The sequence below is a fragment of the Formosa sediminum genome (assembly GCF_007197735.1).
GTDB lineage: Bacteria > Bacteroidota > Bacteroidia > Flavobacteriales > Flavobacteriaceae > Formosa > Formosa sediminum.
Genome location: NZ_CP041637.1, coordinates 373,475 through 392,275, shown reverse-complemented (window position 1 = coordinate 392,275; position 18,801 = coordinate 373,475). Strand labels below are relative to the sequence as shown.

The following is an 18,801-nucleotide window of genomic DNA, read 5'->3' as shown; positions in this document are numbered from 1 at the left end:
CATTTTAAAATTTTAAATAATGAATTATAAAAGTTTTTTATTAACCCTGTGTAGCATATTTATAGCTTCAGCTTCTTTTGCGCAAGCAAATATATTAAATGCAAAAAGCCCAGAAGAAATCGGTTTAAGAACTGATGCTCAAAAATCATTAGATAATGATAAACCGTTAGAATATGGTTATGTTGACGATCGTGACCTATTATTCTCTAAAATGGTTTGGGAAAAAGTTGTGTTAGATGAGCGTGTAAACTTCCCATTATATTATCCTGTAGATACTAATAATATTGGAAGTAACAGACGCTCTCTTTATGATGTTCTAATCAAAGCTATTAAACAAGGCGAAATCGAAAATATTTATGATGATTCTTACTTTACAACAAAGAGAACATTAGGAGATATTCAAGATGCTTTAGTCTTAGTAGATACTACTGATATGGGGTACGAACAATATAACGCAGAAGGGGTTGTAGATGAGCAATATATTAATAAACAACAAATTTCGTCTTACGATGTTGCTGAATATTGGATTAAAGGTTTATGGTATTTTGATAAGCGTCAGTCTGAATTAAAATATCGTTTACTGGGTATAGCACCAGTTGCACCGGATGTTAACTTTCTTAACGACCCAAATAATAAAGAGTTAATTCCTTTATTTTGGATTTTTTATCCAGATGCAAGACAAGTGTTACACGAAGCTAAGGCTTTTAATGATAATAATAGTGCAGTGCCGTTTTCTTTTGATCATATTCTTAATTCTAGACGCTTTAATGGATATATTTTTAAAGAGGAAAACGTATTTGGAGACAGAGAAGTTACAGAGTACATAGCAGATAATGCTTTAATGCAGTTATTAGAATCTGATAGAATTAAAGAAAGTATTAGAAATTTTGAACTTGATATGTGGTCTTATTAATACCATTTATATAAACTTTTAAAAAAGGCTCGTAATTTACGAGCTTTTTTTTTGCTCAGAATTTAATCCACGTATCTTTGGTGTATGAAAGAAGTAGATTACATAATTGTGGGTTGCGGGTTAGCAGGGATATCTTTTATAGAAGAAATTAAGCGAAATAATGGCTCTGTTTTAGTTTTTGATAATCATTCACAAAATTCGTCTACAGTCGCAGGAGGAGTTTATAATCCTGTGGTTTTAAAACGTTTTACGTCAGTATGGAAAGCAAAAGAACAATTAGCAATAGCTTTACCATTTTATCAGACTTTAGAAGATAAATTGGGCGTAAAATTAGACTATAAAACCTCTGTATATCGCCGTTTTCTATCTTCAGAAGAACAAAACGATTGGTTTGCTGCTTCAGATAAACCTAATGTAGGAGAGTTTATATCTACCAAATTAATAAAAAATACCACTGCTGCGATTGATGCAAAATTTGGTTACGGCGAAGTTTTTGATTCCGGTCGGATAGATACCGCGCAATTAATTTCTGCTTATAAAATTTATTTACAAAAACAGGAGGAGCTAGACACAAGTGATTTTCAATATAATACACTTAAAATTGAAAATTCAGGGTTTATTTATAATACAGTAAAAGCAAAACATATTGTTTTTGCCGAAGGTTTTGGTATTAAAAAGAATCCATTTTTTAATATACTACCTATGGTAGGAGCAAAAGGAGAATTATTAGTAATCCATGCACCAGATTTAAAAATGTCTTGTATTCTAAAAACTAGTGTGTTTTTAATTCCTTTAGGAGACGATTTGTATAAAGTTGGAGCAACTTACCAATGGACAGATAAGACTGATGAAACTACCGAAGCTGGAAAAACAGAATTATTAGATAAATTAAAGAGTTTTTTAAAATGCGATTTTACTGTGGTTAAACATTTGGCAGGCGTAAGACCAACAGTAAAAGATAGACGTCCTATTGTGGGAGAACACTTAGAACACAAGCATATGTATGTTTTAAACGGTCTAGGAACTCGCGGTGTGCTAATTGGGCCATACGTAGCTAAACAACTATATAACGTTATAGAACATGGCGGGAATTTAGATCCAGATATTAATATAACACGCTTTTATTAAATCTTAATTTTTTGTTTTATTTAGTAAGCTCTTATCAAAGCTCATAAACATATTTATCCATATATTACGGGATAAACGCATAATAATAGGTGTAAAAACAATTAAAGTAAATACTATAGCTATAAAGGAGGTCACTAAATCTGTACCAATAAATAAATAACTAATTATAAAGGCAGCAACAGCAAAAGCAATACCAACTGCATAACTAACATACATAGCACCATAAAAGAAAGAAGGTTCTATTTTATATTTAGTATGGCAATGAGAACATTGTTCATGCATTTTTAATACGTCTCCTAATTTATATGGATTTTTACTAACATACATAGATTCTTGATGACATTTTGGACAAACACCAGTTATCATACTATATATTTTGGATCCTTTTGTAAACATTTTATTTAATGTATTTTTACAATCTAATTTATAATACAAACTTAAGATTTAATCGCTTATAGTTTGGTAACATTTGTAACAATTCTATGCTTAATATACATAACCTCTCTATTTCATTTCAGGGTGAATATTTATTTGAAGAAATAACCTTTAAATTAAGTCAAGGCGATCGCGTGGGCTTAATAGGAAAAAACGGTGCAGGTAAATCGACCATGCTGAAAATTATATCTAAAGATTTAGAGCCAGACTCTGGACAAATTTCTGCAGATAAAGATTTAAAAATAGGGTTTTTAAGACAAGATATAGATTTTGTTTTAGGACGTACTGTGTTAGAAGAAGCCTACCAAGCTTTCACAGAGATTAAAGATCTTGAAGCTAAAATGGAGTATATAAACGAACAGTTTGTAACTCGTACAGATTATGAAAGTGAATCCTACCACCAACTCATGGTCGATTTAAACGATCTACAACACCAATATGAAATTATTGGGGGTTATAATTACCAAGGGAATACAGAACGTATTTTACAAGGATTAGGATTTCAGCGTGAAGATTTTGAAAAATTAACAGATACGTTTTCCGGAGGCTGGCGAATGCGAATAGAATTAGCTAAATTATTACTTCAAAATAATGATATCTTATTACTCGATGAGCCCACTAACCACTTAGATATTGAATCTATAATATGGTTAGAAGGATTTCTTAAAAATTATCCAGGAGCAGTAGCTATTGTGTCTCACGATAAAATGTTTTTAGATAATGTTACTAACCGTACTATTGAAATATCTTTAGGTAGAATTTACGATTACCCTAAGCCGTATTCTAAATTTTTGGTATTGCGACAAGAGATTAGAGATCAGCAAATTGCATCTCAAAAAAATCAGCAAAAACAAATTGAGCAAACAGAAAAATTAATCGAAAAATTCCGTGCAAAAGCTTCTAAAGCTACCATGGCGCAATCACTAATTAAAAAATTAGATAAGATTGATCGTATAGAGGTAGATGAAGATGATAATAGTGTAATGACATTAAATTTTCCGGTATCTGTTACACCAGGGAAAGTGGTTGTAGAAGCTAACAATATTGTAAAAGAATATGGCGATAAAAAAGTGCTTCAGGGTGTAAGTTTACATGTAGAACGCGATAGCAAAATAGCATTTGTTGGTCAAAATGGACAGGGAAAATCTACTTTAGCTAAAATCATCGTAGGAGAATTAAAACATGGTGGACATTTAAAGTTAGGTCATAATGTACAAATTGGGTATTTCGCTCAAAACCAAGCCGAATATTTAGATGGTAATAAAACGGTTTTAGATACCATGATTGATGCTGCAAATGAAAAAAATAGAAGTAAGGTAAGAGATATTTTAGGGTCGTTTTTGTTTAGAGGAGAAGAAGCCGATAAATATGTACGTGTACTTTCTGGAGGTGAACGTAACCGCTTAGCCCTTGCTAAATTAATGCTACAACCATTTAATGTGTTGGTTATGGATGAGCCTACTAATCACCTCGATATTAAATCTAAAAATGTATTAAAGGAAGCCTTAAAACGTTTTGAAGGTACGCTACTTTTAGTCTCCCACGATCGAGATTTTCTTCAAAATTTAACCGATAAAGTTATTGAATTTAAAGACCATAAAATAAAAGAATATTTAGGGGATATCGATTTTTATTTAGAAGAACGAAACGTTGAAAACTTAAGAGAAGTAGAAAAACGTAATGTTATTAAAGATAAGCCTAAAGAGAAAACCAATTCTTACGAAGATCAAAAAAAATTAAAATCACTTAATAATAGATTAAGTAAAATTGAATCTCAGATAAACGAATTAGAAAAAGAAATTAAAAAATTAGACTCAGAATTAGCTATAAATTATGATGAATTAGCAGCGAAACCAGACTTCTTTGAAACCTACAATATCAAAAAAAAGAAATTAAGTAAACTAATGTCTGAATGGGAAATGGTGCAGGAAGAATTAGATGAATTTGAAAGTTAACAATTTATGTAATTGGTCGAAAAAATTTGACTTTCAACATGGATTTCTTTAACATTGTTACTAAATAGCCCCAAAACACCTTTACTAACATGAAAACAATTCGACTTACATTAATTTGTATTTTCTCATCATTCCTCTCTTTTGCAAGTATCCCTTTTACAGAGAAAAAAGCACTAGTTAATTTATATTATGCGACCGACGGTGAATATTGGAAAATCCCTTGGGATCTAAGTGCATCTGTAGAAACATGGTATGGTGTTACTATTGAAAATGGCCATGTAGTTTCCATTAATTTACATAGCAATAATTTAAGAGGCGAATTGCCAGATAGTATAAGCGAATTGAAATATTTAACAGAATTGAACTTGGCTTCAAATAAATTAGGAGGAACTTTACCTCGTTCAATAGGTGAATTAAGAGATCTTAGAAGTTTAGAATTATTTTTGAACGAGTTTGTAGGTTTTCTTCCTGTAGAAATTGGAAACTTGGATCAGCTAGAGTTTTTAAGTTTATATCACAATAAGTTTAAAGGTCCCATTCCTTCAACATTTAAAAAACTTGAAAATTTAGAAATCATTCAATTAGGAAGAAATCATTTTTCAGGATATTTTCCAGTTCAATTATGTGAATTAAAAAAACTTGAACATTTAAGTTTACACGATAATTTATTTGAAGGTGAGCTTCCAGAGGAACTAGGAGAATTATCTAATCTTGAAGAACTAATTATAACTAATAATAAGTTTACAGGATACTTACCTTTGTCTTTAAATAAGCTAAAAAAGTTAACGACCTTAATGTTAAAGAAAAATAACTTTACAAAAGAGTATTATAGCTTTACCGATTATATGCCCAAAGACTATTTAGCAATTGAATCTGGGTCTGTAATTACAGATTACTAAAAACATAGGTAACGTGTTATAGGTTTAATATACTTTACATCTACTTATTCGGTTTGTTATAACATATAACATGTTTATTTTTTTTATCTGTAACAGTCAGTAAATTAGGTTTTTAAAAAGTATTTGTAATTTTTTTACAAAAAACTCTTGCAATATCAATAAAGTGTCGTATATTTGCAGTCCGAAACAATTAGGTCAGTGGTTATGTGCTGAAAGTTAAAAGCTAAAAATAATTGTTTTGTTTAATATCGCGGGATAGAGCAGTAGGTAGCTCGTCGGGCTCATAACCCGAAGGTCACTGGTTCGAGTCCAGTTCCCGCTACTAAGTTTAGCAAGGCTTCACAGAAATGTGAAGCCTTTTTTGTTATAGATATTCACTCTAAATCATAACAAAATTATATCTCAGATTTGATTTAAAAATCATTTTTACTTTTGTACCTTGTAAATACAATCAATAAACAATAAACCAATTTAAAAATGATTAAAATAATCCAAAGTAAAACACGGTGTTTAATACTCTCTAGCGTGTTACTTATTAGTCTGTGGTCCTGTAAACAAGAATCGTCTACAAGTACTACAGTAGAGCCTAAAGAAGTTACAGAAACAGTTATGGCAGATCCGTTGCCATCATGGAATGAAGGTGATGTTAAACACTCTATAATAGCTTATGTAGAAGATGTAACAGATAGTACAAGTGCAAATTTTATTCCTGTTTTTGATCGAATTGCAACCTTTGATAACGATGGTACACTATGGTCAGAACAACCTATGTATTTTCAATTGTTTTTTGCCCTTTCTAGAATTAAAGCAATGTCTGCCGATCATCCAGAATGGAAAAATAAGCAACCATTTAAGGCTGTATTAGAAAACGATATGGAAGCTTTAATGGCTCAAGGAGAAAAAGGGTTAGTAACTATTATTATGACTACTCATGCAGATACAACCACAGATGAGTTTGAAGCTTTAGTGTCAGAATGGATTGCAACAGCGGAACACCCAATTAAAAAGAAAAAATTTAAAGAGTTAGTTTATCAACCTATGTTAGAATTGTTAGACTACTTGAGAGCTAACGATTTTAAGACATTTATTGTTTCTGGAGGTGGTATAGAATTTATGAGACCATGGACAGAAGAAGTGTATAACATACCTAAAGATCAAGTGGTAGGCAGTAGCGTACAAACAGAATACGACTATAATGATGGTAAACCATTTATAAAAAGACTAGCTAAACTTGATTTAAACGATGATAAAGAAGGAAAACCTGTTGGTATTAACAGATACATTGGTAGAAAGCCAGTATTCGCAGCAGGTAACTCAGATGGTGATTTGCAAATGTTACGCTGGGCAGATGCTAATACTTTTAAAACAATGAAATTATACGTACATCATACAGATTCCATAAGAGAATGGGCTTATGATAGAACATCTCATATTGGTAAATTTGATAAAGCATTAGATGAAGCTAATGAAAAAAAATGGACCATAGTAAGTATGAAAGACGATTGGAATGTAATATATCCTTTTGAGAAAAAATAGAACATTTAAACCATAAATTGCTTTAAACTTATGGTTAATTTTAGAGTGTTAAATTTATAGTCGGGCGAAAGCCCGACTATTTTTTTGTAATTTTTTTTATTGGATTGAGCTAAAATACTGTTCAACTTTTAAAATATGTTTCTCTTTATCTTCAAGAGGGAGCCAACTAGCTTCAAAACCATTAATGGCCAACTGCTTTAAATGTGTTGTATTAAGTTTTAAAGCTTTAGCTGTTTCATAATAATTCTCATTCATATAACCACCAAAATAAGCAGGATCATCAGAGTTTATTGTCGCCACAATACCTCGATCAAGAATTTCAACAATATTGTGATCTTCCATATTTTGAATCACTTTAAGTTCTAAATTACTCAATGGGCATAAGGTTAAAGCTGTCTTGTCTTGAATTAATTTTTGAACCAATTTATCATCATCTAAGCAGCGGTTACCATGATCTATCCTGTCAATTTTCAGGAGGTCCAAAGCTTCCCAGATGTACTCAACGGGACCTTCTTCTCCGGCGTGAGCAACTAATTTGAAACCTTGTTTTGCAGAGGCTTCAAAAACATTAATAAATTTACTAGGCGGATTGCCAACTTCAGAAGAATCTAACCCAACACCATCAATCCAATGTTTAAAAGGAAGAGCTTCTTCTAATGTCTTAAACGCATCGTCTTCACTTAAATGACGTAAATAAGACATGATAAGCTTGTAAGATATGTTTAATTCTTCTTTACCTTTTTCAAGTGCTTTTTTAATTCCGTTAATAACAACATTAAAGGGTACACCTCGTTCTGTATGTGTTTGGGGATCGAAAAAGACTTCTACATGAACCACATTTTGGCTATGTACCTTGGTAAGATAAGCCCAAGTTAAATCAAAGAAATCTTGTTCGTAAATTAACACTTTTGCACCTAAATAGTAAATGTCTAAAAACTCTTGAAGATTATTAAACTTGTAAGCCTTTTTTAAAGCATTAACGGATTCGTAATCTAAAGGAATATTGTTTCTTTTAGCTATTTCAAACATTAATTCTGGCTCAAAACTTCCTTCTAGGTGTAAATGAAGTTCTGTTTTAGGTATACCTTGTATGATGTTTTTTAATTCAGATAATTTCATAGGATATATTATTTCTGAGTTTAATATACGATTTGTAGTTATAATAGGCTTATTTTCTATGCTAATTTTAAATTTTAGAAAATGGAAACTGATAAGCAGTTATGTTCTAAATTTTTATAATGGCCTGTTAACTTATTATAACAAGTTATTAAGGACTTAGAGGTAAAAAATGTAGGCGTTTTGTAACAGGTATAGCATAAAAAAGGTGTTTCTAGATTTATAAATTATAATTACTGTATTAATAAATTAAAGTATGCACTCGTTTTTTAAAAGTCTAACACTAAGTTTATATAGATAATTAAGTGAGTTTTGCCTAAATGATGTGTTAATAGTGCGTGAGAATGGGTTTATTTATTACGAGTCAATGTATATTTGCAGGACGCTGAAAAAAACGGAATACAATTATAAATCAATACCAAATTACTTTAAAGTACCTATGAAGCATATTCTTTTTGCCCTTTTATTTACATTAACTTTATCTGCATTTTCTCAGATATTAGATCCGGTAAAGTGGTCTACTTCTGTTGAAAAAGTTTCGGATACAGAATATAAATTAATTACCACAGCTAATATTGAAACAAGTTGGCATTTATATTCTCAATATGTACCAGAAAATGGCCCGATTCCAACCACTTTTATTTATGATAATTCAGAAAATACTTTTACGTTAGAAGGTAATACTACCGAAGGTGAAGGACATACTGTATTTGATCCTGTGTTTGAAATGGATATTAAGTTTTTTGAAGGTCAAACTCAATTTGTACAATTAATTACTGTTACTTCAGAAATTAATACTATTAACGGTTTTGTTGAATATATGGTGTGTGATGACACCCAATGTATGCCACCTACAGAAGTTGAACTAGAATTTGTTTTAAACGCTAATGCCGTATTAACAGCAGATACTACTAACAAAACTAAAGAAATTTCAGAACAACAAATAGAGAAAACAGAGGAGGCAGCTTCAAATAAGGGGTTATGGTCTATTTTCTTTGTTGCTTTCTTATCGGGTTTTGCAGCGTTATTAACGCCATGCGTATTTCCTATGATTCCTATGACGGTGAGCTTTTTTACCAAACAAAGTAAAAGTAAAGCAGCCGGAATTAGAAACGCTATTATTTACGGAATAAGTATTATTGTAATTTATGTGTTGTTAGGTACCGCGGTTACGGGAATCTTTGGTGCTAGTGCTTTAAACGCATTGGCTACCAACGTATGGTTTAACGTTATTTTCTTTGTATTACTTGTGGTGTTTGCTATATCGTTTTTAGGCGCTTTCGAAATTGTTTTACCAAATTCTTGGGCAAATAAAGTTGACTCTCAAGCCGATCGTGGTGGGTTAATAGGCATTTTCTTTATGGCGTTAGCATTAGCCATAGTCTCATTTTCTTGTACGGGGCCTATTGTTGGAACGCTTTTAGTCGAATCTGCTTCAAAAGGAGGTGCAGCCCCAATTATTGGAATGTTTGGCTTTTCTTTAGCGATAGCTCTGCCTTTTGCTTTATTTGCAGCATTTCCGGGTTGGTTAAACTCTTTGCCAAAATCTGGAGGCTGGCTAAATACGGTAAAAGTTGTTTTAGGTTTTTTAGAATTGGCTTTAGCTTTTAAATTTCTGTCACAAGCAGATTTAGTATTGCAATTACATATTTTAGAACGTGAGGTGTTTATTGCTATTTGGATCGCTATTTTTGGAGCTTTAGCATTTTATTTGTTTGGAAAGATACAATTACCTCACGATTCGCCTTTACCTCATATTTCTGTTGGACGATTAAGTTTAGGACTTATTGTGTTGTCTTTTACAATTTATATGATACCTGGACTTTGGGGAGCACCGTTAAATATAATTAGTGCGTTCCCTCCACCGTTAGAATATAGTGAATCACCTTATGGAGTTGGATACTCTAAACTTGGAGGAAATGCTCTAAGTGCAGCAACACAAACCGATTTGCCAGATGGCGCTCATTTGTTAGCACCTCATGATATTTTGGCTTTTAATGATTACGATAAAGGTGTGGCTTATGCTAAACAAGTAGGTAAACCCATAATGTTAGATTTTACAGGATGGGCTTGTGTGAATTGTAGAAAGATGGAACAAAATGTTTGGCCAGAACCAGGAGTTTTAAACATTTTAAAAAACGATGTGGTTTTAATTTCTTTATATGTAGATGATAAACGTCCGTTGGAAGATGATGAAGTTGTAGCCTCTCAATTAAAACCAGGAAAGACATTAAAATACATTGGACAAAAATGGAGTGAGATGCAAACTATAAGATATAAAGCTAATTCACAACCATTTTATGTTATTATCGATCATGAAGAGGAGCAATTGGTAGAACCTGTTGCATATCTACCAGATGCAAAACTTTATCAAGATTGGTTAGAAAAAGGAGTTCAGAATTTCAAAAAATAGAATTTCTTATAGAGTTTATTTAAAGAAAGAAAGCCTTCATTATTTATTATAATGGAGGCTTTTTTTTTAGGTTTAAATTAAAGTTTTAATATCCGATCTAGTTCAGATTTAGACACGGATAATAAACCAGATTTTGGTAAACGTTTTGTCATTATTCTCCAGTTGTTATCTTTTTCAAAAATAGCCTTAAAAATAGGTAAAGCATCACGTAATTGCCCTGAATTTGCCATGGCAATCGCGGTCCAATATTTCATTTCTAAATTTTCCGGAAACATATTTTGTGCTGTACCATAAGCTTCCATAGCTTTTTTCATATCTCCATGTTCTACAGCAAGGTCGCCTTCGTTCATAAAATTATAAGCATTATGCACTTTAAGTAATCGCTCCAATTCTACTAAAGGAGCTTCACTATCTTCTACATTTAATTCAACTAATTTGTCTTGCCAAGCTTGGGCTGTTAATTCTGGACCAACAACAATTAATGCAGCCGATTGTCTCCCGCGTATATCACCACCAGCATCTTGTGCTGCTTGCAAAACTTTTACAATACGTTCTGCTAAAGGCAAATTGCTATTGGTTTTAAAAGCCTGTTCCATAGCAGGTACGACTTTGTCATTTAACATCATATTGGCTTGAACAGAAAAATTATCGCCTATAATTTGATGTGCAGATTCTACACAATTTGCACCTGTAAATGCATCTACATTGCCGTTAACATCTAACATCGCTACTTGTCTAAAATCTCGACCTTCATCTTTTTCAACAAGTGTTTTTAAAGCAGCTGTGGCAGAAGTTCCGTGTTCCATCAGTTCTATTCCGTTAGGTCCATAAGCAGGATTTACAAAAGATTGCGTGGCTACAACACCAACCCCAGATTTACCCCAAGCGACTATGCTTCCTACATTAAACCAGTGACTTTGTACGCCAACGGCCATTTCGCCTGTTTTAACATCTCTGGCAACAATAGAGAAAGTATGTGCGAATTGATCTTTATAAACTTGTGCATTAGTAAATTGAGTAAAGCATAATACGGCAATTATAAATACAGTTTTAACGGTGTTTGTGTTCATAGTATTAAAAGTGAATTGATTTTAGAGTATTAATAATCCATTAAATTAGAATATTTAAATGTATAACCTATTGCCGATATAAGTTTTTCTGGACTTACAATCTTATATACGTTATCAGAATCTGGATCTAAAACAGGGTGTAATCGACCAACTTTAGCCATTTCTTTAGTATAAAAAGCAGCACGTTTTGGATGCGAATTTGCACAAGCATTAAATGTTTCGTTCCAAATATCTTTTTCAATAATAGAGATTAAAATACCAATACAATCGTCTTGATGAATCAGGTTAATATAACCTTCCGGATTAGGAATTATGTTATGAGCGCGTATAAAATTACCAGGCTTTCTTTGGTAGCCAAATAAGCCTCCAAAACGTATTACTGTAGTTTTAAAAGTGTTATTTTGTGTAAATAAAGATTCAATAGCTACTAAAGGGCTTTGATTAGTTTCGCTAGTTTCCGTAACTTCTGTATTAGAATTTGGATATACAGAAGTAGAGCTTATAAATATTACTTTTTTAATTGTAGAAGTCTCAATTTGTTTTATAAATTGTTGAAAAGCATCTCTGTTTTTAGATGTAATCAATAGTATTAGAATGTCTGAGTTTAAAAAATCAGTCGGTATTGATTTAGACTCAATGTTTACAATATATGGTACTATGCCTGCTGCTTTTAGAATAGGTAATTTATTTGTCTGAGTTGTAGAGCCTTTAACATTAAAGTTCTTGTTTATTAATGTTGTTGCTAAAGGTAAGCCTAGCCAACCACATCCTAAAATACTAATAGTTTGCATATAAATGGTTTGAAATATTATGTGTAATTAAAAATATATAGTGATACCAATGTAAATTCCGTAATTTTTTAATGTTATTTTAATTTTTTGCTTTTAATTAGTGGTAAATTATAAGTTTTTGATAATTAGAGAATTTATGCATATTAAAAACTTATAAACATATAGAATAACAGTTAACAAATTAAAATAAATGGAACAAACTACACTAACAATTAAAGACAATTCTGCAAACCCAGGGCCTTTAGGGCTTCTAGCGTTTGGAATGACAACGGTATTATTAAATCTTCATAATGCAGGGTTTTATGATATGAATTCTATGATTCTGGCTATGGGTATATTTTATGGTGGTACTGCACAAATTATAGCAGGTATATTAGAATCAAAAAAGAATAACAGTTTTGGAATGACGGCATTTATCTCTTATGGATTTTTCTGGCTAAGTCTTGTGGGTATTATTTTAATGCCTAAGATGGGAATTTTCGAAGGGCCAACTGTTGGGGCAATGGTTGCCTATCTTATAATGTGGGGCATTTTTACTTCGTTGTTTTTTATTGGTACATTAAAAATAAATAAAGCGTTACAATTTGTTTTTGGGAGTCTGGCACTCTTATTTTTCTTATTAGCTTTAAGCGATTATACAGAAAATACCACTCTTAAAACAATTACAGGTATAGAAGGAATTATTTGTGGAGCTTCAGCTATATATGCAGGTGTGGGGACTTTACTTAATGAAGTTTATGGGCGTGTTGTTATGCCTTTAGGGCCTGTAAATCAGTAGTTATTTTTTTTATGGATCACACTGTTTAATCATTTGTTAGCCAAATAAAATTGTACTTTTAGACAGAGTAGATTACATTTGATTAGAAATTAACTAACCAACCAATAATGCATTATGAAATGGCAAGGAAGAAGACAAAGCTCTAACGTAGACGATCGAAGAGGACAAAGCGGACCAAGTACAGGAGGAGGTTTTGGAGGGATCAGTCCCATGTTATTAATTCCTTTAGTGAAAATGTTATTCTCTAAAAAGGGATTAATAGTTGTAGGGATTGTGGTAGCGTTTTCTGTAGTTACCGGCTATAATCCATTAAATTTAGTAAGTGGTGTTTTAGGTGGTGGACAAATACAAACTGAAAGTTCAAATTATCAAGCCACTGCTAAAGATGAAGAATTAGCAGAATTTAGTAAGACTATTTTGGCGAGTACTGAAGACGTTTGGAATAAATTACTCACTAATTATCGCGAACCTACTTTAGTTTTATTTACAGGCTCTGTAAATTCTGCATGTGGTGCCGCATCAAGTTCTACGGGACCTTTTTACTGTCCAGGAGATGAACAATTGTATTTAGATCTTAGTTTCTTTGATGATATGGAACGCCAAATGAATGCTCCTGGAGATTTCGCTCAAGCTTATGTTATCGCGCATGAAGTAGGGCATCATATTCAAAAAATTACGGGAATTTCTGATAAAATGCAACAATTAAGAGGGCAGTTAAGTGAAGTTGAATATAATAAGTTCTCTGTTCGCGTCGAGCTGCAAGCAGATTTTTTAGCCGGAGTTTGGGCACATCATTCACAAGCTATGACGCAAATGATGGAAAGTGGTGATTTAGAAGAAGCTCTGAACGCTGCAAACGCGATAGGCGACGACCGTTTGCAAAAACAAGCTACCGGTCGTGTGGTACCAGACTCATTTACTCACGGGACATCGGCACAACGTATGCGTTGGTTTAAAAAAGGATTTGAAACTGGAGATATTTCTCAAGGTGATACCTTTAATGCTAATCCACTTTAAAATAAATCCATAGCTATATAAATTGTATAACAAATGAATAAAGAAACCATAGATAAAACAAACTTATCAAGATACATACTTACTAGATTAAGAGCAGAACAGTCATCTTTAAAACATCAGTATGAAGCTTCAAAAGAAGGCATAGGTTTTTTTTATTTAGATGATGTTTTGCCTGATTATATGGTGGAAGCATTACATAGTCACTTTCCATCTCATGAAGAAATGGTACTAAAGAAGAGCTTAAGGGAAAATAAACATGTAGCTGCTCAAATGGATAAATATCATCCTATTTTAGAAGATGCTATTTATGCGTTTCAAGATCCATCTATAGTGAAACTTATTAGTGATATATGCGGAATTAACGATTTATACCCAGATGAAAACCTATATGCAGGAGGACTTTCAGCCATGAAAAAAGGGCAGTTTTTAAATCCGCATTTAGATAATTCTCATGATAAAGACCGCAACAGATGGCGTGTTCTAAATATATTATATTATGTGTCTCCAAATTGGAAAGATGAAAATGGCGGACATTTAGAACTTTGGCCAAATGGTCTAGAATCTCATCAAACAGTAGTGCACTCTAAATGTAATAGACTTGTTGTTATGGCAACACATAAAACATCGTGGCATTCTGTAAGTCCGGTTATTGCAAATGCTTCAAGACAATGCATTTCTAATTATTACTTTTCTAACAGTCCATTACAACACACAGATACGTTTCATGTAACTACATTTAGAGGACGACCAGAACAATTAATTACAAATCAAGTATTAAAGTTGGATTCGTTTTTAAGAATGAATATTAGAAAAATATTTAAAAAAGGTATTGTTGAAAATCCGCATGTCTATAAGAAAGACAATAATACAAATTCATAAGTTTTAACGGTTCCGTTTTAGAGCGATTAATCCAAAAAGTGGACCTATTGCTAATGCCATGTAAATAAAAATGGGATTAGAAATGGTTTGTAAAAAACCAAGAGTTTGAATGCTAACTATAGTTATGGCATATCCTATACAGTTAACAATAGTAAGAGCGCTTCCTTTAGTATGAGACGCTGTGTTGTATGCCACTAATGTTGAAAATAATGGAGAATCGGCAACAACAAACATACCCCAGAATATCATATAACAAATAAAAATTGCACTTGAATTTGTGTAAAAACTTAACGGAGACAATAAGCAGAAAAGCATAGACACAAATAGAATAAAAGATGCTGATGGTTTTACGCCTTTAATTGAAGATATCCAACCACTAATAATACAGCCTAAACCACCCATGCCAATTATAATAAAAGAGTATAGTGCAATATTTAATGAGGCTTGAGGGTGCAAGTTGTTGTATGTTTTAATCATAATTGGGGTAAATGCCCAAAAGGCGTAGAGTTCCCACATATGTCCAAAATAGCCGTAAGCAGCAGCTCTTAAATTTGGGTTTTTAAAAAGTGTGGTAAATACAGAAAAATCAACGGTTGTACTTGCTGCTCTAAAAGGACCATCCGGAACAAGGCCAAAAATGATAAGTCCACCAAATACAGAAAGTATAGATGTTGCATAGATCACTGTTTCCCACGGTAAATGCTCTGTAATATTACTTAATAAGTGCGGAAATGCAGTGCCTAAAACTAATGCCCCAACTAAAAAACCAAGAGCTTTACCTAAGCCCTTATTATAATAATCTGCAGCTATTTTCATACCAACAGGATAAATGCCAGCAAGAAAAAAACCGGTAAAAAACCGTAAAATAAGTAGATATGAAAGCGACTGCCCTTTTATTACAATTCCAAGATTAAATATAGCGGCCAATAGGGCGCTCACCATAAATACTTTAGAAGGGGCATACCTGTCTGCAATAGTAAACAATGCAAACACAAAAGTCCCGATAATAAACCCAAATTGAACAGCAGATGTAAGAAAACTTAATACTGAAGGATGTAATTGATAGACTTTTATAATGTCGTCCATCACGCCATTTCCAGCAAACCAAAGCGACGTGCAACAAAATTGAGAGATTATAATTAGCGATAGAATCTTTTTCGGAATCTGTTGGGTTGCGGCGTGTTGTATATTCGTCATTTACATGTTTGTCTAATCGGTTGGTGTTATAACAGTTCCGTAAGAGCCAGCCTCCGAACGTTCTAACTGAAAAATGAAATCAGGTTTTAGCTCTGCTTCTGTTTTGTGAGACACATAAATTATGGCAGTATTACTGTCTTTAGAAATTTTTTGAACCAAATTAATAAACATACTCGCACCTTTATCATCTAAACCAACAGTGGGTTCATCTAGAATGAGTAATGGCGGATGTTTAATCATGGCTCTACAAATTAAAATTAATCGTTTATTGGTTTCAGATAAGTTGTAATAGGTTGTGTTTGTAATGGTGTTTAATCCTATAAGCTGCAACCATTCTTTAGCTAAAAGGAGTTCTAAATCTGTTGGTGTTTTATACAAACCTATACTATCTTTTAGACCTGAAATTACCATATTTAAAGCGGAATGCTGTCCGTTAAATAAATGCATCATACTAGGCGTAAAATACCCAATATTTTGTTTTATGTCCCAAACAGTTTCTCCTGTGCCTCTCTTTTTTCCAAATAAAATTACATCTTGGCCATATGCTTTAGGATTGTCTCCAATCATCATAGTCACTAAGGTTGATTTTCCCGTGCCGTTTTCACCCTTTAGTTCCCAAAAATCCCCTTGCTTTATCGTCCAGCTAATATTATTTAAAATGGGTTTGTCGTTATAAGAGACTTTTACTTTCTTTAATTCTATTAATTTGTGTGGTAAATGCTTTTTAGCTTCAGGTAAAGGTTTAGGTAAAGCTTGGGTGAGATTTAATGCAGTATGATATGATTCTGAGTTTAAAAAGTCTGAAATAGGTTGCAAATGGCATTGATTATCTTCTAGTTTCAGAATATATTGCACATAGGGCATAATGTCGCTAGTTCGACTAAAAAACTGAATGATTGGGATGTGTTTTGAAAGTGTGGTTAATCGTTTTTGTAAACGCGCCACATTTTTGACATCTAAAGAATCAAACGGATTGACAATCACTAAAAACTCAGGGTCATTCTTTAGTAAATAATCAAATAATAAAATTCTGCGCTCTCCACTAGAAAGCGATAAAAGTTTACGTTTAGAATCTTTCGTTAACGTATAGTCGTCGTGTAATAATTCAGCTTGAACAAACTTTTCTAAAGTGGTATTTGATAAGAATGTCGCTGTTTTAGCTTTAAACCCAGATAATAGCGGGTGTTCAGAGTCTTGAATGTGTTGTATAGTTAATTCGGGTGTATGTGTTTTAAAATAATGAATTGCAAGGTGTATGTGTTTCATATTACTTGCTTATTTCTGTTTCAAACCCGTCTATACTTTTGGTGTTTTTATCTAACCAGTATTGCTCTATACCATCTTGCCCTTTTTGGTTTGCCCAATCGTTTAATAATGTTCGTTCCGATTTGTAATCCATAAATGGAACTCCAAAACCGCAAGAGGTTTGCACTAAATCGACATCCATTTCAATAATTTGTCTAGAACCAATAGCATCTGGAAACAAGCTGCTATACTGCTGAAATTCTTCATCTCTAGGGTGGAAAATACAAGCAGAACCATAAAGTCTTAAAATAAGCGGCTTGCCTTCAAAAGCACAAAACATAATAGTCATACGGTTATGTTGTAAAAGGTGTGCTGCCGTTTCATTACCACTTCCGGTTAAATTTAGCCACACAATTTTATTTTTGTTAATCACTCTAAAACTATCTGTTCCTTTAGGCGAGACATTAACACGGCCTTCGTTAGCCGCTGTACCAACAAAAAAGAGATGTTGTTGTTTTATAAATGCTTCTATGCGAGGTGCAATATGATCTGTTTTTTTACCCATAATATCTGTTTTTAAGAAAGAAAGGTATAAAAATAAAAACATCTACTTTTTAACTTACTAAGCATAAGTTAAAAAGTAGATGTTTTTTTATATAAAAAATTAAATTTATAGTTTTGTTTCTGGTGATAAAAACTTGTAAACTACGCCAGCAATAATAGCACCTACAATTGGCGCAACCCAAAATAACCATAATTGACTAAGCGCCCAATCGCCTACAAATATGGCCTGACTAGTACTTCTTGCAGGATTTACAGATGTGTTTGTTACCGGAATACTTATTAAATGTATAAGTGTTAACCCTAAACCTATAGCTAATCCACCAAATCCTGCCGAAGCTTTAGAATGTGTTGCGCCTAGAATAATTATTAAAAACATAAAGGTCATAACAACTTCGGTCACCAAAGCAGACATCATGTTGTAACCATCTGGAGAATGTTCTCCGTAACCGTTGGCAGCGAAACCGCCTAATTCAAATCCTGCTTTTCCAGAAGCAATGGCGTATAATATTCCTGCGCCTAAAATACCACCAAGTACTTGTGCAATAATGTATGGTACGACGTCTTTTTTATCAAAGCGTCCACCTACAGTGAGTCCGATAGTTACTGCTGGGTTTAAATGACAGCCTGAAATGTGTCCTATGGCATAGGCCATTGTTAATACAGTTAGACCAAACGCCATAGAAACGCCTACAAATCCAATACCTAATTCTGGGTATCCTGCAGCCAATACTGCGCTCCCACAACCGCCTAATACAAGCCACATGGTGCCTATAAATTCTGCTACTAATTTTTTCATAAAGTTGGTTTTATTGATTAGTTGTTAATAAATGATGATGTTTAAAGGTTTAAGTAATGTCACCATTTA

At 32.8% G+C, this 18,801-nt stretch carries 17 protein-coding genes and 1 tRNA gene; 10 read left to right on the top strand and 8 right to left on the bottom strand.

Features of this window, described 5'->3' with window-relative positions; translation table 11 throughout:
• Nucleotides 1-19 precede the first annotated feature (19 nt).
• Together porN and FNB79_RS01840 are read left to right on the top strand one after the other, a co-directional pair.
• Nucleotides 20-913, top strand: a complete 894-nt coding sequence (gene porN, locus FNB79_RS01845) for a type IX secretion system ring subunit PorN/GldN (protein ID WP_143379676.1) — start codon at nt 20-22, stop codon at nt 911-913.
• A gap of 84 nt (nt 914-997) precedes the next feature.
• Nucleotides 998-2,041, top strand: a complete 1,044-nt coding sequence (locus tag FNB79_RS01840) for an NAD(P)/FAD-dependent oxidoreductase (RefSeq protein WP_143379675.1) — start codon at nt 998-1,000, stop codon at nt 2,039-2,041.
• A gap of 3 nt (nt 2,042-2,044) precedes the next feature.
• Here the strand turns inward: FNB79_RS01840 and FNB79_RS01835 are convergent, their stop codons facing one another.
• The gene (locus tag FNB79_RS01835) at nt 2,045-2,437 is read right to left on the bottom strand and encodes a DUF983 domain-containing protein (protein ID WP_143379674.1); all 393 of its coding nucleotides are present in this window, start codon (nt 2,435-2,437) and stop codon (nt 2,045-2,047) included.
• An 86-nt stretch (nt 2,438-2,523) separates the two neighbouring features.
• Between FNB79_RS01835 and FNB79_RS01830 the strand changes: the two genes are divergently transcribed.
• The 4 genes from FNB79_RS01830 (at nt 2,524) to FNB79_RS01815 (ending at nt 6,866) form a co-directional block, all read left to right on the top strand.
• Entirely contained in the window at nt 2,524-4,431 is a 1,908-nt protein-coding gene (locus FNB79_RS01830) for an ABC-F family ATP-binding cassette domain-containing protein (protein ID WP_143379673.1), read from the top strand.
• 89 nt (nt 4,432-4,520) lie between these two features.
• A complete protein-coding gene (locus FNB79_RS01825; protein ID WP_143379672.1) occupies nt 4,521-5,330 on the top strand; it encodes a leucine-rich repeat domain-containing protein in 810 nt (269 codons plus the stop codon).
• 249 nt (nt 5,331-5,579) lie between these two features.
• Nucleotides 5,580-5,652, top strand: a tRNA-Met gene (locus FNB79_RS01820).
• A 155-nt stretch (nt 5,653-5,807) separates the two neighbouring features.
• Nucleotides 5,808-6,866: an HAD family hydrolase gene (locus FNB79_RS01815; RefSeq protein WP_143379671.1), complete on the top strand. Its 1,059-nt coding sequence runs from the start codon at nt 5,808-5,810 to the stop codon at nt 6,864-6,866.
• Nucleotides 6,867-6,962: 96 nt separating this feature from the next.
• On the opposite strand, the gene FNB79_RS01810 is transcribed toward FNB79_RS01815, so the two are convergent.
• On the bottom strand, nt 6,963-7,985 hold the full coding sequence (locus FNB79_RS01810) for an adenosine deaminase (RefSeq protein ID WP_143379670.1): 1,023 nt from the start codon (nt 7,983-7,985) through the stop codon (nt 6,963-6,965).
• A gap of 436 nt (nt 7,986-8,421) precedes the next feature.
• Here FNB79_RS01810 and FNB79_RS01805 point away from each other — a divergent pair, with 436 nt between their 5' ends.
• Nucleotides 8,422-10,395, top strand: coding sequence for a protein-disulfide reductase DsbD family protein (locus FNB79_RS01805; RefSeq protein WP_143379669.1), 1,974 nt, complete (start codon nt 8,422-8,424; stop codon nt 10,393-10,395).
• A gap of 77 nt (nt 10,396-10,472) precedes the next feature.
• On the opposite strand, the gene FNB79_RS01800 is transcribed toward FNB79_RS01805, so the two are convergent.
• Both FNB79_RS01800 and FNB79_RS01795 read right to left on the bottom strand, forming a co-directional pair.
• Entirely contained in the window at nt 10,473-11,465 is a 993-nt protein-coding gene (locus FNB79_RS01800; RefSeq protein ID WP_143379668.1) for a DUF1028 domain-containing protein, read from the bottom strand.
• A 29-nt stretch (nt 11,466-11,494) separates the two neighbouring features.
• The gene (locus FNB79_RS01795) at nt 11,495-12,256 is read right to left on the bottom strand and encodes an NAD(P)-binding domain-containing protein (RefSeq protein WP_143379667.1); all 762 of its coding nucleotides are present in this window, start codon (nt 12,254-12,256) and stop codon (nt 11,495-11,497) included.
• Nucleotides 12,257-12,446: 190 nt separating this feature from the next.
• Here FNB79_RS01795 and FNB79_RS01790 point away from each other — a divergent pair, with 190 nt between their 5' ends.
• The 3 genes from FNB79_RS01790 to FNB79_RS01780 all read left to right on the top strand — a co-directional run bounded on the left by FNB79_RS01790 (nt 12,447) and on the right by FNB79_RS01780 (nt 14,930).
• Nucleotides 12,447-13,034 carry an acetate uptake transporter gene (locus tag FNB79_RS01790; protein ID WP_143379666.1) on the top strand — a complete coding sequence of 196 codons (588 nt, stop codon included), beginning with the start codon at nt 12,447-12,449 and terminating at the stop codon, nt 13,032-13,034.
• A 114-nt stretch (nt 13,035-13,148) separates the two neighbouring features.
• Nucleotides 13,149-14,051: a KPN_02809 family neutral zinc metallopeptidase gene (ypfJ, locus tag FNB79_RS01785; RefSeq protein WP_143379665.1), complete on the top strand. Its 903-nt coding sequence runs from the start codon at nt 13,149-13,151 to the stop codon at nt 14,049-14,051.
• 33 nt (nt 14,052-14,084) lie between these two features.
• Nucleotides 14,085-14,930, top strand: coding sequence for a 2OG-Fe(II) oxygenase (locus tag FNB79_RS01780; protein WP_185967828.1), 846 nt, complete (start codon nt 14,085-14,087; stop codon nt 14,928-14,930).
• 3 nt (nt 14,931-14,933) lie between these two features.
• On the opposite strand, the gene FNB79_RS01775 is transcribed toward FNB79_RS01780, so the two are convergent.
• From FNB79_RS01775 to aqpZ, 4 genes are all read right to left on the bottom strand, one after another.
• Entirely contained in the window at nt 14,934-16,127 is a 1,194-nt protein-coding gene (locus tag FNB79_RS01775) for an MFS transporter (protein WP_143379664.1), read from the bottom strand.
• A 12-nt stretch (nt 16,128-16,139) separates the two neighbouring features.
• On the bottom strand, nt 16,140-17,393 hold the full coding sequence (locus tag FNB79_RS01770) for an ATP-binding cassette domain-containing protein (protein WP_143379663.1): 1,254 nt from the start codon (nt 17,391-17,393) through the stop codon (nt 16,140-16,142).
• Between the two features lies 1 nt (nt 17,394).
• The gene (locus FNB79_RS01765) at nt 17,395-17,937 is read right to left on the bottom strand and encodes a pyridoxamine 5'-phosphate oxidase family protein (protein WP_143379662.1); all 543 of its coding nucleotides are present in this window, start codon (nt 17,935-17,937) and stop codon (nt 17,395-17,397) included.
• Nucleotides 17,938-18,042: 105 nt separating this feature from the next.
• A complete protein-coding gene (aqpZ, locus tag FNB79_RS01760) occupies nt 18,043-18,750 on the bottom strand; it encodes an aquaporin Z (protein WP_262711367.1) in 708 nt (235 codons plus the stop codon).
• Between the last annotated feature and the right edge of the window lie 51 nt (nt 18,751-18,801).

Coding starts and splice junctions, on each gene's coding strand:
- porN (WP_143379676.1), top strand. CDS start 20: ATGAATTATAAAAGTTTTTTATTAACCCTGTGTAGCATATTTATAGCT.
- FNB79_RS01840 (WP_143379675.1), top strand. CDS start 998: ATGAAAGAAGTAGATTACATAATTGTGGGTTGCGGGTTAGCAGGGATA.
- FNB79_RS01835 (WP_143379674.1), bottom strand. CDS start 2,437: ATGTTTACAAAAGGATCCAAAATATATAGTATGATAACTGGTGTTTGT.
- FNB79_RS01830 (WP_143379673.1), top strand. CDS start 2,524: ATGCTTAATATACATAACCTCTCTATTTCATTTCAGGGTGAATATTTA.
- FNB79_RS01825 (WP_143379672.1), top strand. CDS start 4,521: ATGAAAACAATTCGACTTACATTAATTTGTATTTTCTCATCATTCCTC.
- FNB79_RS01815 (WP_143379671.1), top strand. CDS start 5,808: ATGATTAAAATAATCCAAAGTAAAACACGGTGTTTAATACTCTCTAGC.
- FNB79_RS01810 (WP_143379670.1), bottom strand. CDS start 7,985: ATGAAATTATCTGAATTAAAAAACATCATACAAGGTATACCTAAAACA.
- FNB79_RS01805 (WP_143379669.1), top strand. CDS start 8,422: ATGAAGCATATTCTTTTTGCCCTTTTATTTACATTAACTTTATCTGCA.
- FNB79_RS01800 (WP_143379668.1), bottom strand. CDS start 11,465: ATGAACACAAACACCGTTAAAACTGTATTTATAATTGCCGTATTATGC.
- FNB79_RS01795 (WP_143379667.1), bottom strand. CDS start 12,256: ATGCAAACTATTAGTATTTTAGGATGTGGTTGGCTAGGCTTACCTTTA.
- FNB79_RS01790 (WP_143379666.1), top strand. CDS start 12,447: ATGGAACAAACTACACTAACAATTAAAGACAATTCTGCAAACCCAGGG.
- ypfJ (WP_143379665.1), top strand. CDS start 13,149: ATGAAATGGCAAGGAAGAAGACAAAGCTCTAACGTAGACGATCGAAGA.
- FNB79_RS01780 (WP_185967828.1), top strand. CDS start 14,085: ATGAATAAAGAAACCATAGATAAAACAAACTTATCAAGATACATACTT.
- FNB79_RS01775 (WP_143379664.1), bottom strand. CDS start 16,127: ATGACGAATATACAACACGCCGCAACCCAACAGATTCCGAAAAAGATT.
- FNB79_RS01770 (WP_143379663.1), bottom strand. CDS start 17,393: ATGAAACACATACACCTTGCAATTCATTATTTTAAAACACATACACCC.
- FNB79_RS01765 (WP_143379662.1), bottom strand. CDS start 17,937: ATGGGTAAAAAAACAGATCATATTGCACCTCGCATAGAAGCATTTATA.